General features: G+C 70.9%; 10 protein-coding genes. 8 read left to right on the forward strand and 2 right to left on the reverse strand.

What is annotated here, in order from left to right:
• Positions 1-112 precede the first annotated feature (112 nt).
• From LAJ19_RS08165 to LAJ19_RS08195, 7 genes are all read left to right on the forward strand, one after another.
• Positions 113-1,273 carry an ABC transporter substrate-binding protein gene (locus LAJ19_RS08165; RefSeq protein ID WP_225475280.1) on the forward strand — a complete coding sequence of 387 codons (1,161 nt, stop codon included), beginning with the start codon at positions 113-115 and terminating at the stop codon, positions 1,271-1,273.
• A gap of 161 nt (positions 1,274-1,434) precedes the next feature.
• Positions 1,435-2,295, forward strand: a complete 861-nt coding sequence (locus LAJ19_RS08170; protein WP_225475281.1) for a branched-chain amino acid ABC transporter permease — start codon at positions 1,435-1,437, stop codon at positions 2,293-2,295.
• Complete coding sequence (locus tag LAJ19_RS08175) at positions 2,292-3,281, forward strand: branched-chain amino acid ABC transporter permease (protein ID WP_225475282.1); 990 nt, start codon at positions 2,292-2,294, stop codon at positions 3,279-3,281. The genes LAJ19_RS08170 and LAJ19_RS08175 overlap by 4 nt, the downstream gene beginning before the upstream one ends.
• Positions 3,278-4,060, forward strand: a complete 783-nt coding sequence (locus tag LAJ19_RS08180; RefSeq protein WP_225475283.1) for an ABC transporter ATP-binding protein — start codon at positions 3,278-3,280, stop codon at positions 4,058-4,060. Before LAJ19_RS08175 ends, LAJ19_RS08180 begins: the two co-directional genes overlap by 4 nt.
• Positions 4,057-4,827: an ABC transporter ATP-binding protein gene (locus LAJ19_RS08185; RefSeq protein WP_225475284.1), complete on the forward strand. Its 771-nt coding sequence runs from the start codon at positions 4,057-4,059 to the stop codon at positions 4,825-4,827. Before LAJ19_RS08180 ends, LAJ19_RS08185 begins: the two co-directional genes overlap by 4 nt.
• Positions 4,828-5,043: 216 nt before the next feature.
• Complete coding sequence (locus LAJ19_RS08190) at positions 5,044-8,073, forward strand: AfsR/SARP family transcriptional regulator (protein WP_225475285.1); 3,030 nt, start codon at positions 5,044-5,046, stop codon at positions 8,071-8,073.
• Positions 8,074-8,096: 23 nt separating this feature from the next.
• Positions 8,097-8,870, forward strand: a complete 774-nt coding sequence (locus tag LAJ19_RS08195) for a 3-hydroxybutyrate dehydrogenase (RefSeq protein ID WP_225475286.1) — start codon at positions 8,097-8,099, stop codon at positions 8,868-8,870.
• Positions 8,871-8,928: 58 nt separating this feature from the next.
• Here LAJ19_RS08195 and LAJ19_RS08200 read toward each other — a convergent pair whose 3' ends face one another.
• Positions 8,929-9,420 (reverse strand): CAP domain-containing protein, encoded by a 492-nt coding sequence (locus LAJ19_RS08200; RefSeq protein ID WP_225475287.1) that lies wholly within the window; start codon positions 9,418-9,420, stop codon positions 8,929-8,931.
• A gap of 157 nt (positions 9,421-9,577) precedes the next feature.
• On the reverse strand, positions 9,578-11,632 hold the full coding sequence (locus LAJ19_RS08205; RefSeq protein WP_225475288.1) for a M3 family metallopeptidase: 2,055 nt from the start codon (positions 11,630-11,632) through the stop codon (positions 9,578-9,580).
• An 80-nt stretch (positions 11,633-11,712) separates the two neighbouring features.
• On the opposite strand from LAJ19_RS08205, the gene LAJ19_RS08210 reads away from it, so the two are divergent.
• A complete protein-coding gene (locus LAJ19_RS08210) occupies positions 11,713-12,702 on the forward strand; it encodes an N-acetyltransferase (RefSeq protein WP_225475289.1) in 990 nt (329 codons plus the stop codon).
• Position 12,703: the final 1 nt, after the last annotated feature.

The raw sequence follows: 12,703 nt of genomic DNA on the forward strand, positions 1-12,703 counted from the left end.
GTGTCGCATCGCCGTTCAGGCTAGGTGCGGCGCGTTACGGGCCGGTCACACCGCCCGCCCGGCGCAGGTGTAACGGGCCTGTGACAGACCGGGCCTAGACTGCCGGGCGAACATGAAAACACTCCTGATGACGGGCGTTCTGCTCGCGGTGTCTGGCGCGAGCGCAGTGAAGGTCGGCGTGCTGCTTCCCCTCAGCGGGCCCAGCAGCGTCTCGGGGCAGGCGGCCCGCAGCGGCTACCTGCTGGCGCTCGATGAAATCAACCGGGCAGGCGGCGTGCTGGGCAAACCGCTGGAACTGGAATTCGCGGATGACGGCAGCAACGCGGCGAAAGCCGTGCCGGAATTCGTGAAGCTCGTGACCGTGGAGAAGGTGGATTTCATGGCGGGCGGCGTGAGCAGCGGCGTGAGCGTGGCGCTGTCAGGGCCGGCCAAGCAGTACAACACCTTCATGGCCTGGACCGGCGCGGCCTCCACGGTGGTGGAGGACGCCTTCGCCGATCATCCGTACTTCTTCCACTATCACCCCTGGTCGTACTACAACTTCGAGGCGATCCTCGGGTACTTCAAGTACCTCAAGACGTACAAGAAAGCCAAGAACATCGCCATCGCCTACGAGGACGGCCCCTTCGGCAGCGCCAGCATCGACGCGACCATCGACGCGTTCAAGAAGGCCGGGTTCAATGTCGTCATGGCTGAGAAGTTCAAGACGGCCAGCGGGAATTTCGGGCCGCTGGTCAGCAAGGCCAAGGCCGCCAAGCCCGACATCTTCTACTGGGTGGGCTACGACACGGACGCCCTGCCGCTCGCCACGGAGATCAAGCAGCAGAACCTGCAGCTGGGCCTGCTGTACGGCACGCCGCCCAGCTGGCCGGTGGGCTTCGAGAAGAACAAACTGGCGGACAACGTCGCCGGCCTGAGCCTGTGGCTGTCCAGCAGCCCGAACAAGGACAGCCGCGCGTTCGTCGCGGCGTACAAGAAGAAGTTCGGCACGGTCACCGACGAGTACTTCGCGCCGCTGGCGTACGTGAACCTCAAGACGCTCACCGCTGCCATCAACCGCGCCGGCACAACCGACAAGGACCGCGTGGCGGCGGAACTGGCCAAGACGAACGTGGCCACACCCTTCGGGCCTCTGACCTTCACCCCCAGCCTGAAAACCAGGTACCAGGGCTTCAAGGCCGGCAACTGGCTGCACTTCCAGTTCCTCGGGGACGCCCGCGTGCCGGTCTTCCCGATCAAGTTCGCGCAGAAACCCATGGTGTACGGCAAGTAAGGTCCTGCGGGCCCGCCCGCTGGCGCGGGCCCGCACGTGATGAGCTCTGAGCGGCGGGCCGTGAGGTGAGTTTCCCCACCGCCCGGCCTCTCAGGGCTCATCATTTCTCCGCGCTGGACCCTGCGGCGCAGAAGCTGCATTCAGGAAGGGAGTCGAGGCATATGGACCTGTTGTTGCAAACCCTGGTCAACGGCCTGCTGCAAAGCGGCCTGTACGCCCTGGTCGCGTCGGGACTGGCGCTGGCGGTGGGCGTGGTGGGGATCGTGAATTTCGCGCATGGCGAGTACCTGATGATCGGCGCGTTTCTCGCCTGGGCGGGCAGCGCGTTTCTGGGCATCGACCCGCTGCTGAGCCTGCCGGTGATCGCGGTGGCTGTGTTTGGGGTCGGCGCGCTCACGTACCGCGTGAGCATCCGGCACGTGCTGCTCGCGCCGGAACTGAACCAGATGCTCCTGACCTTCGGGCTGGGCATCCTGCTGCAGAACCTCGCGCTGATGCTGCTGGGCGGCAACACCCGCACGGTCAGCACGCCCTACCAGGCCAGCAGCCTGCAATTGGGGGACCTGAGCGTGGGGGGACCGAAAGCGCTGGCGTTTGCGCTGGCGGCTCTGATCCTGGCCGGGTTGTACGCGGTGCTGTACCGCACCACCGTCGGGCGGCAGATGCGGGCGGTGGCGCAGAACCGCCGCGGGTCGCAGCTGATTGGCATCAACGTGGACCGCGTGTACCTGATTGCGTTTGGCGTGAGCTGCGCGCTGGCGGCCGTGGCGGGCGTGCTGGTGAGCGTCCTGCTGTTCGCGTCGCCCACGGTGGGCCTGGTGTTCGCGCTCAAGGCCTTTGCGATCATCGTCATGGCGGGCCTGGGGAACCTGACGGGCGTGTTGTGGGCGGCGGTCCTGCTGGGCGTCAGTGAGGCGCTCGTGCAGACGTACGTGCCGGGCGGCGGCGGCTGGAGCGACGCGGTGTTCTTCCTGATGATTTTCGGCACGCTGGTCCTGCGGTCGTTCCGGGGGGCGCGGTGAGCGCCCCGCAGGTTCAGGCGCACCGCGCTCCGGGCGGCCTGCCGCGCAGCGACCTGAACGCCGGGACCCTGGGGCCCCTGCTGGGCTTCCTGCTGCTGGCGGCCGTGTTTCCGTTCCTGCCGCTGGGCACCCGCGCGGAATTCCTGCTGCAGATCGCGTTCTTCACGCTGGTGGCGGGGATCATGGCGCTGTCGTGGGACATTCTGGCGCGCAGCGGGCAGGTGAGCCTGGCGCACGCGGCGTTCTTCGGGCTGGGCGCGTACGGGTACGCGCTGCTGCTGAAAGCGGGCCTGCCGTGGCTGCTGGCCATGCCTGTCGCGGCGCTTCTTGCGGGTGTGGCCAGCCTGATTCTGGGCGCCGTGACGATGCGCCTGAGCGGCATGTACTTCGCGATTGCCACGCTGGCCTTCACGGAGGTCGTGCGGACCGTCATCCAGAACCTCCCCGAGGGCGTGGCGGGCGGCGCGAACGGACTGCTGGTGCCGGCGCTGCTGGGCGGCAACAGCCGCGCGCAGTACTTCCTGGCGTGGGGCCTGCTGGCCCTCACGGTTCTCGTGAGTCTTGCGGTGCGCCTGACCCGGCTGCACTTTGCGTTCGCGGCCATCCGGCAGGGCGAGGAAACGGCGCGGGTGCTGGGCGTCAGCATCGTGCGGTTCAAGCTGCTGGCCTTCTTTATCTCCAGCGTGCTGGCGGCCCTGGCGGGCGTGCTGTACGCCGGGAAGACGTTCTTCATCAATCCTCTGGAGACGTTCAGTCTGGCGAATTCCATCGCGCCGCTCACCACCTCGATCTTCGGGGGGCTGTACACCACGCTGGGCCCGGTGCTGGGCGCGACCGTGCTGCGCGTCGCAGAGGAACTCCTGCACAACAGCGTGAAGAACGGCTACCTGGTGGTGTACGGGCTGGTGCTGATGCTGAGCATCCTGTGGTTGCCGCGCGGCCTGATGGGCCTGCGCCGCACCCGCAAACATGGAGGTGACCTGTGACCGCCGCGGCCCCCCCGTCCGGCCTCTCCCCCGCCGTGGCGCGCGTGGAAGTGCTGCGCGCCGACGGACTCGCCAAACGCTTCGGCGGCCTGCTCGCCGTGCAGAACGTATCGTTTACCCACCACCAGGGCGAGATTCTGGCGGTGATCGGCCCGAACGGCGCGGGCAAGACCACGCTGCTGAACCTCCTGTCGGGCGTGTACCGCCCCTCGGCCGGGCGCCTGCACCTGATGGGCCGCGACGTGACCGGCGAGAGCATGGAGGCCCGCTGTCACGCCGGGCTGGGCCGCGCCTTCCAGATCGTGCGGCCCTTCCCCGAAATGACCGTGCACGAGAACGTCACGGTGGGCGCCCTGTTCGGCAAACCCGGTCAGCGGCTTCAGGAGGCGCGCGAGCGGGCCTGGGCGCTGCTGGAACGCACCGGGCTCGCCGCGCATGCTGGCAAGGCCGCGCACGAACTCACGCTGCTGCAGGACAAGCGGCTGGAGGTGGCCCGCGCACTGGCCACCAACCCCAGCGTGCTGCTGCTCGACGAGGTCATGGCTGGCCTGCGCCCCGGCGAAGCGCAGGAGGCCGTGGCCCTGGTGCGCGGCGTGCGCGACAGCGGCGTGAGCGTGCTGTTCATCGAGCACATCATGCCGGTGGTGCGTGATCTGGCCGACCGGGTCGTGGTGATGGACCAGGGGCAGGTGATTGCGCACGGCACGTACCGCGAGGTCACGGCCGACCCGCGCGTGGTGAGTGCCTACCTGGGCACCGAGGAGGGCCTGCACGCATGACACACCTTCAGAACAGACCCGCCCCGCACAGCGTGGCCGCGCACGGGCCCGCCGGGCAGGAACTTGCCATCGAGGGGCTCGCCGCCGGGTACGGCAAGGTGCAGGTGCTGTGGAACGTCACGATGCACGCCGCGCCCGGCGAGTTCGTCGCGGTGATCGGCGCGAACGGCGCCGGCAAGACCACCACGCTGCGCGCCGTGAGCGGCGTGGTGAAACCCACCGCGGGCCGGATCACGCTGGGCGGCACCGACATCACGAAGGCGGAACCGAGCCGCGTGGTCAGCCTGGGCCTCGCGCACGTGCCGGAGGGCCGCGAACTGTTTCCCCTGATGACCGTCCGGGAGAACCTGGAACTGGGCGCCGCCATGAGTGCCCGGGCCCGGACGCGCGCGGCCCAGACTCTCGCGGAGGTGTACACGCTGTTTCCGCGCCTGCAGGAGCGCGCCGGGCAGCTGGCCGGGACGCTGTCCGGCGGGGAGCAGCAGATGGTCGCGGTGGGCCGCGCGCTGATGGCCCGGCCCAGCGTGCTGGTCGTGGATGAACCTTCGCTGGGCCTGTCCCCGCTGATGACCCAGACGGTGTTCGAGGCCCTGAAGGCCGTGAACGCGCAGGGCGTGACCGTGGTGCTCGTGGAGCAGAACGTGAATCTCAGCCTGAAACTCGCGCACCGGGCGTACGTGCTGGAGAACGGTCAGGTGGTCAAGGAGGGCACCGGGCAGGCGCTTCTGGCCGACCCGGCCGTCCGCGAGGCCTACCTGGCGCTGTGACCGGACCGGCACACAGGGGCACACAGGGAAGGCACGCGAAAGTGACGTCGCGTGCCTTCCCTGTGTGCCCCGCCTGGAACATGCCGCCCTGGTGGGGCCCGGGGCAACAGCCGGGCCGGGTCCGCGCCTGCACAGGCCGGCCTGACGCCGCCCTCCTGGCGGGTGGGGGCTACTGAACGAACGTGCTGCACGTAAAAATACGCTAGATTTCGCGGCGTGACCCTCAACTGGCGTGACCTGACGTCAGCGCGGCGCACGCGCCTGCCTGCGGTGCGGGGCGCCGTCGCGCGGCCACGGCTGCTCGCGGCCCTCGACGCCCGCGTGCTGCTGGTAACCGCCCCGGCCGGGTACGGTAAGACCACGGCGCTGGCCTCGGCAGCGGCGCAGCTGCCCGGCCCGGTGGCCTGGCTGACCCTGGACGCCGACGACGCCGACCCGCTGGTGCTGGCCGCGAGCCTGTCCCTGGCGGTACAGGCCCTGACGGGGGGCGCGCGGCCCGGGGAGGCACTGGCGGGCGGGGCGGCGCCGCGGCGGGTGGCGGGTCTCGTGGCGGACGTGCTGGACGGCAGTGGGGCGCTGCTGGTCCTGGACGAAGCGCAGGTGCTGTCCGGCACGGCGGGCGCCGAGCTGCTGCGGGCGCTGCTTGCTCCCGGTGCCGGGCGCGTGGCGCTGCTGTCACGCACGGCACTGACGCTGCCGGATCTGGCGCGTCTGGAAGTGTCGGGGGACGCGGCGCGGCTGTCCGCGGCGGAACTGGCGTTCACACCGCAGGAGATTGCGGCCCTGTGGGCGGCGCAGGACCTGACGCTGACCGCGGCGGAGGTCCGCGCGGCCCACGCGGCGACGGAAGGCTGGCCGATTGCGGTGCGGTTTCTCGCGCAGGCGGCCGCACAGGGCCGCGTGACGCTGGCGGACCTCGCCGATCTGGAGGGCGGGGACGCGCCGCTGGGCACACTGTTCACGTACCTGGCGCAGGAGGTGCTGGGGCCGCTGGAACCCACCCTGCGGGGCCTGCTGACCCGCAGCAGCGTGTTCGAGGAACTCATCCCGGCGCTGCTGGAAGACGCCCTGGATGAACCGAGTGCCCGCGCGCTGCTGGAGGCCCTGGCCGGCAGTGGCACGTTCCTGACGCGCGCGGGGGACGACACCTACCGGGCACATCCGCTGCTGCGCGCGCACCTTCGGGGCCTGCTGCCCTCCCAGGAGGCGCAGCGGATTGCGGCGCGTGGCGCGGCGTTCTTCGAGCGGACCGGCCGGTTGCGCCGGGCGCTTGCGGCGCACCTGCTGGCCGGGAACACGCCGCGCGCCGCGGCGCTGCTCGCGGAGCGGGGCGGGGTGTGGCTGGCGCAGGGCCGCGTGACGCTGGTGGACCGCAGTCTGGCGCGCCTGCCGCGCGCGGTGTGGACCCCAGCGCTGCACGCGCTGGCCGGGGACGCGCTGCGTCTGGCGAGCCGCTACGAGGAGGCGCTCTCGGAGTACGCGCAGGCGGGCCCGCTGGACCGCGCGCTGGGGGAGGTGCGCGTGGCGCTCGACACGGTGCAGCCGGCGCTGGCGTGGGCGCCTCTGGAAACCGCTGAGGCGCTGGTCGGACCGCAGGGGCTCCCGGAGGTGCGGCGTCTGCGGGCGGAGAATCTGCTGAATGCCGGGCAGCTGGCGCAGGCGGTGGCGCTGGAGGACGCGCTGAAGGGCAGCGCCCGGTACGCGCTGCGCTCCGGGGATCTGGACACGGCGCTGGAGCGGGCGCTGGCCCTGGCCGACGGTGAGACGGGCGGAGCGCGGGCCGCGCAGAACCACCGGGAAGGCCTGCTGCTGGCAAGTTTCCTGTACGCCGCTCTGGGGGAGGTGGAGGCCGCCGGGAACTGCGCGCGGCGCGGCCTGACCGAGGGCGAACGGCTGGAGAGTCCGTTTGTGCAGAGTCTGGCCCTGGCGCGCCTGGGGCACGCGCAGGTGGCTGCCGGCGCGACCGGCGCGGCGCAGGAGAGCTACGTGGCGGCGCTTCGCCGGGCGCAGGGCGTTTCGGGGCGGCTGCGCGCGGAACCCCTGATGGGTCTCGCGGCGCTCGCGGGGCGGGCCGGGGAGGTCGGGCGGGCGCAGGCCCTGACTGCCGACGCGCTGGGGCAGACGGGCGGCGACGAATACATGCACGGCCTGCTGGTGCTCACGGGCGCGCTGGGCCTGGCGCAGAGTGCGCGGCCGGCCGCAACGGCCGGGGTGGCGGCCGCCGGCCTGCAGGAGGCGCAGGTGATCTTCGGGCGTTGCGGGGACCGCTTCGGGCAGGCGGCGGCCACCCTGGCACTGTTTGCTCTGGGCGCCGGGCCTGCGGACGCTGCGGCGCAGGCGGCCGCCACCTACCCGTTCCTGCTGGGGCGTCCGTCGCTGTTCGCGCCGGCAGCCACGCGCGCGGCCCGGGCGGCGCTGCTGGCGCGGCTGGGCGCGGCCTGTCCGGGCGCGCAGCCTCAGCTGTCGCGCGCCGCACACGCGCTGGGCTACGCGGCGCTGCCGGACGTCACTGACACGCCGGGCTTCGAGGTGCACGTGCAGGTGCTGGGCCGCGTCGCGGTGACGCGTGGCGACGGACGGGTGCGCGAATGGGGCCGCGCGAAGGCGCGCGACCTGCTGGCGCTGCTGGCCGTGCACCCGGGAGGCGTGGCGCGGGAGGCGGCGCAGGAGGCGCTCTTTCCGGACGCCGAGCCCGGGGTGGGCGAGCGGAACTTCCGGGTGACGCTGCACGCGCTGGGGCAGGTGCTGGAGGAGGGTGCGCACAGCGGCGTGTTCCTGGAGCGCGGGGACTGGCTGAAGTTGCGTGCGGGCCCGGACCTGCAGGTGGATCTGGCGCAGGCGTGGGCGCTGCTGCGCCTGCCGGCAGGTGCGTCCGGGCGTCTGGAGGGCCTGCTTGGCCTGCCCCCTCAGCTGGCTGACCTGGACCTGGAGGCCGTGCAGCGGGAGGGCGAACGGTACGCGACGGCGCTGCCCGAGGCGCTGGGCGCCGAGGCGGATGCGGCGCTGGCCCTGGCCCGCCCGGCCCGCGCGGCCCTGGCGGCCGAGCGGGCCCTGCAGCTGGATCCGGCGCATGAACCGGCGGCGCGCGCCCTGATGCGCGCGCACCACGCGCAGGGCCGCAGCGCCGCGGCTGGCCGGGTGTACGCGGCGCTCACGGCGGCGCTGGGCGAGCTGGGGCTACGGCCCCTGCCGGAAACCGCGGCGTTGTGGCGCGCGCTGGGCGGGGACGGCGTAACCGGCGCGTGATGGGTGCGTCCTAGACTCCCCGCATGACGCACGACACGCAGGAAACGCGCGCGGCCCTGGTCACGGGCGGCACGAGTGGCATCGGGCTGGCCATTGCGCTGAGGTTGCAGGCGGACGGCCTGCGGGTGGCGGTGCTGGACCTCGACCGGCCGCAGGCGCGTGAGGTGGCGCGGGCGCACGGCCTGACGTTCATCGGCGCGGACCTGTCGCGCCGCGAGGACTGCCGCCGCGCCGTGGACGAGACGGTGGGCGCGCTGGGCGGCCTGGACGTTCTGGTGAACAACGCCGGGTTCCAGCACATTGACCCGATCGAGTCGTTCCCGGAGGACACCTGGGACGCCATGCTGCACGTGATGCTGACGGCGCCGTTTCTGCTGAGCCGGTACGCGTGGCCGCACCTGAGGCGCAGCGGGCAGGGCCGCATTGTGAACGTGGCGAGCATTCACGGGCATGTGGCCAGTCCGTTCAAGAGTGCGTATGTCAGCGCGAAGCATGGCCTGATCGGTCTGACGCGCACCGCGGCGCTGGAGGCGGGCGAACAGGGCCTGACCGTGAATGCCATCTGCCCCGGGTACGTGCGGACGCCGCTGGTTGAGGGGCAGATTGCGGATCAGGCGCGCACGCGGGGCATCACGCTGCAGGAGGTCGAGCAGAAGGTCATGCTGGAGCCTGCGGCCATCAAGCGGCTGCTGGAACCGGCGGACGTGGCGGCGCTGGCGAGTTACGTGGTGAGCTCCGCAGCGTGGGGCATGACAGGCGCGGTGCTGGACCTGGACCTGGGCTGGACGGCCCGCTGAGGCACCCTAAGCGCAGAGCAGCGGGGACAAGCCTGCCGCTGCTCTCCCCGTGGGGCTGTTACCTCGGCTGGCTGCTCAGGACCATCACGTAGGCGGTGCCGCGCGAGCCGGGAATGACCGCGGCGCCGACGTGCGTGTAGCGGCCCTCGTTCATCCAGAAGCAGTGCACGGGGGAGTTCAGCCACCAGCGGATGGCACTTTCGGGGTTCAGGGTGCCGCCCATGTAGATGATCTCGGTGACGCTCACGGCGTTCACGCCGGTACTGGCCGCGCGGATCCGGGGGGTGCTGCCGCCGGCTCCGGTGTGACTGATGCGCCCGGTGCTGCCCATGTAGCCGGCCTGCAGGCGGGCGGCGGCCGCCAGGGCCGGCGTGTACGTGAGGGGGCCGGCGCTGGGGCGGTGGCCGCTGCCGGGGCAGGTGACGCCCTGGGCGCGCACCTGGTTGAGCCGGACGATCAGCTGGCTTTCGGCACTGGACTGGGCCGCCGCTGGGAGCCCCAGGGCCAGGAGGGTGGCCAGGGCGCCCAGCGTACGCTGGAGTTTCCGCATGAGCATTGTGAACTGATCTTAACCTGAAGTCCGGGTGAGGAGAATGGGAAAATAGGCATTTTCTCTCATGCACAGGGGACGGCGCCCTGTATTACACAGAGCGCCGTCCTGGCCGCAGAACCAACACAACCTCAGGGATGGGTGCGGAGAGACCGGCTTACAGCAGGCCGCTGCGGCGCAGCAGCGCGTCTGCGTCGGGGTCACGGCCCATAAACTCCCGGTACAGTTCGGCCGGGTCGGCACTGTTGCCGCGGCTGAGAATGGCATTCACGTACGCACGGCCCGTCTCCCGGTTGAAGATGCCCTCCTGCGCGAACCGGCTGAAGGCGTCGGCGTCCAGCACCTCCGCCCACTTGTACGAGTAGTACCCGGCGCCGTAACCGACAGGGCTGCTGAACAGGTGATTGAACGCCGCGATCATCGCGTAGTGCTCGGGCAGCGGCGTGGGATTGAAGGTGGCCATCAGGTCGCGGGCGTAGGTGATGTGGTCCGCGTCACCCTCCGGGTCAAACTCCACGTGCAGGCTCAGGTCGGTCAGACCAAAGGCGTACTGGCGCATGGCAGCGTTCGCGGCGCGGTAGTTGCGCGCGGCGACCATTCGCCCGAACAGGTCCTCGGGAATGGTCTCGCCGGTCTGGTAGTGGCGGGCGAACAGGTCCAGTGCCTCGCGTTCCATCACCCAGTTCTCCATGATCTGGCTGGGCAGTTCCACGAAGTCCCAGGGCACGCGGGTTCCGGCGAGACTCTTGACGTCCACGCGGCTCATGGCGTGGTGCAGCAGGTGCCCGAACTCGTGGAAGACGGTCTGCACCTCGCGGATGGACAGCAGCGCGGGCGTGTCGCCGGCGGGGGGGGTCATGTTGCCGCACATCAGGCCCAGGTGCGGCTCCACGCCGTTCTCCCTGGGGCCGCCGGTAATGAAGGCGTTCATCCAGGCGCCGGCGCGTTTGCTGTCGCGCGGGAACCAGTCGGTGTAGAAACTCGCGACGTGCGCGCCCGCCTCGTCCTGAATGGTGTAGTAGCGTACCTCCGGGTGCCACCCGGGCGCCTCGCTTTCCGTGACGGTGATGCCGAACACCCGGCGCGTCACTTCAAACAGGCCCTTCAGGACGCCGTCCATGGGGAAGTAGGGGCGCAGGGCCTCCTCGTCGAAGTCGTACTTGGCCTGGCGCTGCTTCTCTGCCCAGTAAGCCACGTCCCACGCCTCCAGGGCGGGCGCATCGGCACCGGCCTGGGTGTGGTAGAACGCCCTCAGTTCCTCATTCTCGCGTTCGAAGGCGGGGCGGGTGCGGGCCTCCAGGTCCCGCTCGAAGGCCAGCGCGCGTTCGCCGCCGCCGGCCATGCGGTCTTGCAGCACGTAGTCCGCGAAGTTCCGGAAGCCCAGCAGCTGCGCCTTCTGGCGGCGGAGCGTCAGGATCTCACGCACCAGGGGGCGGTTGTCGCGGCCTTCCCTCTGGCCGACCAGGCTGTTCGCCAGCCACAGTTCACGGCGCAGTTCGCGGTCATCGGCGTACGTGAGGACCGGCAGCAGCACGGGCGCGTGGAGCGTCAGGCGGTGGCCGTCCCGGCCCCGGCCTTCGGCGTCGCGGCGCGTGGCGTCCTGCACGCGCTGCGGCACGCCGGTGAGGCGCTCTGCGGGCACCATCAGTTCGAAGGCGGCCGTTTCATCCAGCACGTTTTTCGCGAACTGGCTGGTGATTTCCGCCAGGCGGGTGTTCAGGGCCAGCAGGCGGTCCTTGTCCTCGCCCTGCAGGTCGGCGCCTTCGCGGCGGAACTCGTCGATGGTGAGTTGCAGGTGCCGGGCGCGGACCGGATCGAGCGCGGCGGCGGCGGGCGTGGCGGCAAAGGCTTTCAGGGCCGACCACAGGCCGGGGTGGAGGCTGAGTTTCGTGTAGAACTCGCTGGTTCTGGGCAGGATCGCCATTTTCGCGGCGTGCCACTCCGGGCTGCTCACGACCCCGTCGAGGTGGTGAACGATGGTGTTCACCGTGTCGAGCTGCTCGGTGAGGGTGTCGAGATCCGCCATGAAGTTCTCGAAGTTCCGTTCGCCGGCGAGGGCCAGGGTGTCGAGTTTCAGCTGGGTCTGCGCGAGCAGGGTGTCCACCGCGCGCTCGGCGTGTTCCGGGCGAATCTGGTCGAAGGGAATGCGGAAGCCGATATTCAGCAGCGGATTGCTGCCCGTACCGGGCGTGGCCGGGATGGATTGAATCATGGCTCCGAGTATAGAAGTGTCGGGCAGAGTAGGCCATTTGACGTGATGCCCGCCCTGCGCGCCTCATGCTGTAATTCCCCATGACTGACCTGCTCTCCGCAGTGACTTTTGCGCCGCTGCCCGACGCGGACCTGGCGGCGCTGCGCACCCTGGCGCACCCTGAAGCTCCTGTCAGTGCCGAGGACCTCACGCGGCGCGCCTCGACCCGCCGGCCCGACGAGCACCACGCCCAGGAGGGGGCGTTTGTGAACGGTGAGCTGCGCGGCGCGCTGAGCACCAGCGTGCCGCACCTGGACGCCCATGACGGCTGGCTGGCCCTGAGCGTGACCCTGCACCCGGACGACGCCGGCGGCCCGCTGGCCGCGCTGCTGGAGGACCGGGCCCTGCGGCGCCTGGCGCAGGCCGGCGCGCACACGGCCCTCACGCACGCACGGGAGGACTGGTGGGAGCACGCTCACCTGCTCCGGCGCGGGTGGCAGGAGTACGACCGGGTGTGGTTCAGCACGCTGGACCTGCGCACCCTGAACTTCGAGGCGTTTGCCGCTGAGGAGGCGCGCGCCCGGGCCACCGGGGTGCGGATCGTGCCGCTCAGTGAGCTGGGCGGCTGGGACGCCGACCAGCGGCCTCACTATGAGCTGATTCACGCGCTTCTCAGTGACGTGCCCAGCACCCGGCCCATTCAGGTGTGGCCGTTCGAGGTGTGGCTCGACCGCATGCCGACCCTCGTGCCCGACACGCGCGGCCTGATGATCGCCGTGACGCCCGACGGGCAGTGGGTGGGCACCAGCCAGCTGGCGCAGCCGCTCGCGTCCCAGCCGGGAGTCGTGCACAACGGCCTGACCGGCGTGCGGCGTGGCTGGCGCGGGCATGGTCTGGGGCTGGTCCTGAAGCTCGCCGCGGCCCGCGCCGCGCTTGAGCGGGGGTTCACGCATTCCCGCACCGGCAATCACGCCGTGAACCGCCCGATGCTGGCCATCAACGAGCGGCTCGGCTTTCAGCGGGAGGCGGCCATGGTCACGTTCACGCGGCCTGTCCCGGGAAGCGGTGACGCCTGCGTCCGGGGGGACTGAA

Origin of the sequence: Deinococcus taeanensis (assembly GCF_020229735.1) — a bacterium.
In the GTDB taxonomy this organism is placed as follows: domain Bacteria; phylum Deinococcota; class Deinococci; order Deinococcales; family Deinococcaceae; genus Deinococcus; species Deinococcus taeanensis.

Bases quoted from the DNA above. Each gene is read 5' to 3' on its own strand.
- LAJ19_RS08200 (WP_225475287.1), bottom strand. From the start codon at position 9,420: ATGCGGAAACTCCAGCGTACGCTGGGCGCCCTGGCCACCCTCCTGGCC.
- LAJ19_RS08210 (WP_225475289.1), top strand. From the start codon at position 11,713: ATGACTGACCTGCTCTCCGCAGTGACTTTTGCGCCGCTGCCCGACGCG.
- LAJ19_RS08185 (WP_225475284.1), top strand. From the start codon at position 4,057: ATGACACACCTTCAGAACAGACCCGCCCCGCACAGCGTGGCCGCGCAC.
- LAJ19_RS08205 (WP_225475288.1), bottom strand. From the start codon at position 11,632: ATGATTCAATCCATCCCGGCCACGCCCGGTACGGGCAGCAATCCGCTG.
- LAJ19_RS08170 (WP_225475281.1), top strand. From the start codon at position 1,435: ATGGACCTGTTGTTGCAAACCCTGGTCAACGGCCTGCTGCAAAGCGGC.
- LAJ19_RS08165 (WP_225475280.1), top strand. From the start codon at position 113: ATGAAAACACTCCTGATGACGGGCGTTCTGCTCGCGGTGTCTGGCGCG.
- LAJ19_RS08195 (WP_225475286.1), top strand. From the start codon at position 8,097: ATGACGCACGACACGCAGGAAACGCGCGCGGCCCTGGTCACGGGCGGC.